The organism is Streptomyces sp. 13-12-16 (assembly GCF_002114215.1).
In the GTDB taxonomy this organism is placed as follows: domain Bacteria; phylum Actinomycetota; class Actinomycetes; order Streptomycetales; family Streptomycetaceae; genus Streptomyces.
Window position 1 is genome coordinate 1 of the sequence record NZ_NCTE01000843.1, and the last position, 2,795, is coordinate 2,795.

Annotated in this window: 4 protein-coding genes; 2 read left to right on the top strand and 2 right to left on the bottom strand. The window is 70.1% G+C overall.

What is annotated here, in order from left to right; translation table 11 throughout:
* A partial coding sequence (locus B7767_RS30320; RefSeq protein ID WP_085574942.1) for a helix-turn-helix transcriptional regulator occupies positions 1-336 on the bottom strand: 336 nt, incomplete at its 3' end.
* Between the two features lie 126 nt (positions 337-462).
* Here B7767_RS30320 and B7767_RS30325 point away from each other — a divergent pair.
* Complete coding sequence (locus B7767_RS30325; RefSeq protein WP_085574943.1) at positions 463-1,542, top strand: NADH:flavin oxidoreductase/NADH oxidase; 1,080 nt, start codon at positions 463-465, stop codon at positions 1,540-1,542.
* 238 nt (positions 1,543-1,780) lie between these two features.
* Entirely contained in the window at positions 1,781-2,578 is a 798-nt protein-coding gene (locus B7767_RS30330; protein WP_085574944.1) for a pectate lyase, read from the top strand.
* A 72-nt stretch (positions 2,579-2,650) separates the two neighbouring features.
* Here B7767_RS30330 and B7767_RS30335 read toward each other — a convergent pair.
* A partial coding sequence (locus B7767_RS30335; protein ID WP_306298004.1) for a PaaX family transcriptional regulator C-terminal domain-containing protein occupies positions 2,651-2,795 on the bottom strand: 145 nt, incomplete at its 5' end.

Here is a 2,795-nt window from a genome sequence, read left to right on the forward strand (position 1 = left end):
CTGGTGGGCGGCGGCGGTGAGCAGGCAGTCGAGGAGGCCCGGGAAGAGGTCGTCCAGGTCGGACCGGCGCAGGCCGTTCATCTTGGCGGTGCCCTCGTAGGTCTGCCGGATCACGCCGCTCTCCCGCAGCACCCGGAAGTGGTGCGTGGTGGTGGACTTGGTGACCGGCAGGTCGAACTGCGAGCAGGTCAGCTCGACGCCCCCGGCGGCGAGTTCGCGGACGATCCGCAGCCGTACGGGGTCGGAGAGCGCGTGCAGCACGCCCTCCAGCCGGATCTCCTCGCGCGCCGGGTGCGGCAGATCACGGCTGCTGGGTGCGGGGGCGGCGGTCGTCACGGCGGCTCCAGGTGCGGTCCGGGAAATCTCATTGTACGAAAGACATCGTAGTTTGACATCTCCCGTACTACGATGCCTACCGTACAAGCCGATCCCTCCTCTGGTCCCTGCCGAACGGAGTCCGACGTGAGCACGCTGTTCCAGCCCTACACCCTGCGCGACGTGACCATCCCCAACCGGGTGTGGATGCCGCCGATGTGCCAGTACTCGGCCGCGCCCGAAGGGCCCGGGGCCGGCGCGCCCGGCGACTGGCACTTCGCGCACTACGCGGCCCGCGCGGCCGGCGGCACGGGCCTGATCGTCGTCGAGGCCACCGCCGTGTCACCGGAGGGCCGGATCTCTCCGTACGACCTCGGCATCTGGAACGACACCCAGGTCGAGGCGTTCCGCCGGATCACCCGCTTCCTCGTGTCGCAGGGCACCGTCCCCGCCGTCCAGCTCGCGCACGCCGGACGCAAGGCGTCGACCGAGCGGCCCTGGAAGGGCGGCGCGCCCGCCGGGCCGGACGCCCACGGCTGGCAGCCGGTGGCTCCGAGCGCCATAGCCTTCGACGCGCGGCACCCGGTGCCGGACGAGCTGTCCGTCGAACAGATCCAGGAGATCATCGGACAGTTCCGCGCCGCCGCGCGCCGCGCGCTCGCCGCCGGGTTCGAGATCGCCGAGATCCACGGTGCCCACGGCTACCTGATCAACGAGTTCCTGTCCCCGCACTCCAACCACCGCGCCGACGCCTACGGCGGCTCGTACGAGAACCGGACGCGGTTCGCGCTCGAGGTGGTGGACGCCGTGCGCGAGGAGTGGCCGGACGACAAGCCGCTGTTCTTCCGCATTTCGGCCACGGAGTGGCTGGAGGAGTCCGGCTGGACCCCGGACGACACCGTCCGCTTCGCCTCCGAACTGCACGCCCACGGCATCGATCTGCTCGACGTCTCCACCGGCGGCAACGCCTCCGGCGTCCGCATCCCGACCGGGCCGGGCTACCAGGTCCCCTTCGCCGCGCGGGTGCGCAACGAGACGCCGATGCCGGTCGCCGCCGTGGGGCTGATCACCGACGCCGAGCAGGCGGAGAAGATCGTGGCCAACGGCGAGGCGGACGCGGTGCTCCTCGGCCGCGAGCTGCTCCGCAACCCCTCGTGGGCCCGGCACGCGGCCCGTGAACTGGGCGGCGAGGTCCACGTGCCGGACCAGTACCACCGCTCGGTCTGAGCCCGTACCGCCACTACGCCGGTGGCCCGGGGCGCCCTTCGCGCCCCGGGCCACCGGCGTCGGCTTTTCCTGGCCGAATGTGATCCTCGCGAGACGTTGACTAGAAAGCGCTTACCCCATACGTTTCCCGTTCAGCAGCGTGACCCGCTCACGTCAACGAATCGGGCATGCCGCGCACCATCACGAACGTCGTTCAGGCATCTGACCCGCACCCCCACACCACGACAGAAGGAACGACATGACTTCCGCGAAACGACCACGCGCCCGCGCACTGACGGGCGCACTCGCCACCCTGGGCCTCTCCGTTGGCATGGTCATGACCACCGGTGCGTCCCCGGCGAGCGCCGCCACCTGGCCGACCGCCAACGGCAGCCAGGGCGTCTCCTCCACCATCTCCGTGTCCGGCACCAAGGACTACGGGATGAAGCGCCTGTACGGCACCGGCGACCTGGGGTCCGGCAGCCAGGACGAGGACCAGGGCCCGATCCTGGAACTGGCGGACGGCGCGGTCCTGAAGAACGTCATCCTGGGCGCCCCCGCGGCCGACGGCGTCCACTGCAAGGGCTCCTGCACGCTGCAGAACGTCTGGTGGGAGGACGTCGGCGAGGACGCCGCCACGTTCAAGGGCAAGTCGTCGGGGTCGGTCTACACCGTCAGCGGCGGCGGCGCCAAGGAAGCCGGCGACAAGGTGTTCCAGTTCAACGGCGCCGGAACGCTGAACGTGTCGAACTTCGCTGTCAAGAACTTCGGCACCTTCGTCCGCTCCTGCGGCAACTGCTCCACGCAGTACAAGCGGACGATCAACCTCAACACCATCGAGGTGAACTGGAAGGGCGGCAGGCTCGCCGGCATCAACACCAACTACGGCGACAGCGCGACCCTGCGGAACATCACGATCATCGGGGACAGCAGCAAGAAGATCGTCCCCTGCCAGAAGTACATCGGCAACAACACCGGCAAGGAACCGAGCACCAACGGCTCGGGACCCGACGGCACCTACTGCAAGTACTCGTCGTCCGACATCACCTACCGGTAGCCCCCCACGGGTAACGGCTGTACGAGGCGTCCCGCGCGGCGCCTCGTACGGCTGACCGGCCCCTGTACGCCTTCACGTGCCTCCCGCGCGGGAACGCGCCTCCCCCGTCAGCTCCCGCCGGTACCCCCCGTAGGCGGACCGCAGCGCGTCGCCCGGCCAGTCGGCGGGCAGCAGGGCGGGGGGCAGGACGGGGTCGGCGAGCAGATGGCGCACGACG